This is a genomic window from Streptomyces katrae, assembly GCF_000966975.1.
In the GTDB taxonomy this organism is placed as follows: domain Bacteria; phylum Actinomycetota; class Actinomycetes; order Streptomycetales; family Streptomycetaceae; genus Streptomyces; species Streptomyces katrae.
The window spans coordinates 1-1,575 of record NZ_JZWV01001456.1; the positions used below are offsets into that span (position 1 = coordinate 1).

Consider the following 1,575-nt stretch of genomic DNA (forward strand, 5'->3'; position numbering starts at 1 on the left):
AACCTCGTCGTCGTCCTCGCCGACGACCTCGGCTACGGGGAACTCGGCGCCTACGGCCAGAAGCTGATCACCACCCCCCGGCTGGACCGGCTCGCCGCCGAGGGGCTGCGCTTCACCGACGCCTACTCCACCGCCGCCGTCTGCGCCCCCTCGCGCTGCTCCCTCCTGACCGGACTCCACACCGGCCACGCCACCGTCCGCGCCAACCCCTCCTCCGGCGGCCAGGGTTCCCTCACCGCCTCCGACACCACCTTCGCCCAGGTGCTGAAGGCCCGTGGCTACCGGACCGCCGTGATCGGCAAGTGGGGCTTCGGACCGGAGGCGGCCGGCCAGGACAGCCATCCCGCCGCCCGCGGCTTCGAGGAGTTCTACGGGTACATCGACCACGGCCACGCCCACCAGTACTACCCCGAGTACCTCTGGCACAACGACGTGAAGGAGCCCATCCCCGCCAACGCGGGCGGCGCGAAGGCCGTCTACGCGCCGGACCTGCTGGAGCGGCACGCCCTGGAGTTCATCGGCGACCACGCGGCCGAGCCCTTCCTCCTCCTGCTCACCCCCAACGTCCCCCACGCCCCCAGCGACATCCCCGACACCGGCGCCTACGCCTCCCGCACCTGGAGCGCCGCCGACAAGGGGCACGCCGCCCAGGTGAGCTACTTCGACGCGCTCGTCGGCAAGGTCGTCGACCGGCTGCGTGCCCTCGGCCTGGAACAGGACACCGTCCTCCTCGTCACCAGCGACAACGGCCCCCACGAGGAAGGAGGCGTCAACCCCGACCTGTTCGACGCGAACGGCCCGCTGCGCGGCTACAAGCGCAACCTCTACGAGGGCGGCGTACGCATCCCCCTCATCGCCTGGGGTCCCGGCCGGGTCCCGCCGGGCACCAGCGACCGGCCCACCCCCCTGACCGACGTCCTGCCCACCCTCGCCGAGCTCGCCGGCGCGCCCGCCCCCGCCGACGTGGACGGCCTCTCCGCCGCGCCCCTGCTCGCCGGCAGCCCCGACTCGGCCCGCCACGGACACCTGTACTGGTTCCGCGACGAGCTGGGCGTCACCAGCCGGGCCAACGCCCAGGACGCCAAGCGCGCCACCTGGCTCGCCGAGGCGGCCCGCCGCGACAACTGGAAGGCCGTGCGCTTCGCCCCCGAACGCGACCACAACCTGCCCGACGAGAAGTGGCAGGTGGAGCTGTACGACCTGAAGGCCGACCCCGGCGAGACCCGCGACCTCGCCGCCACGTACCCGGCCCGGGCCACGGAACTGGTGGCGCTGATGCGCTCCTCCTGGAAGGACCCCTACCCCCGCACCCCGTTCGGCACCCGCCTGACCCTGCCCGCCCTGGCCGTCCCCGGCGAGGCGTTCACCGTGACGGCCACCCTCGACAACGGCTCCTCGCGCCCCTGGACCGCCGCCGCGCTCGAGCTGCGCGCCCCCGCCGGATGGACCGTCGCCCCGGCCACCCCCGCCGCCGCGGACCAGCTCCCCGCGGGCGCCCGCCTCACCGCGTCCTGGCAGGTCACCCCGCCCGCGACCGCCGCCCCCGCGACCGCCTGGACGTTCACCGCCGAGGGC

1 protein-coding gene is annotated in these 1,575 nt (G+C 74.7%); it reads left to right on the top strand.

Annotated elements, in window-relative coordinates:
- Positions 1 to 1,575: sulfatase-like hydrolase/transferase (locus tag VR44_RS48655; protein WP_045952293.1), on the top strand; the 1,575-nt coding region annotated here is incomplete at both ends.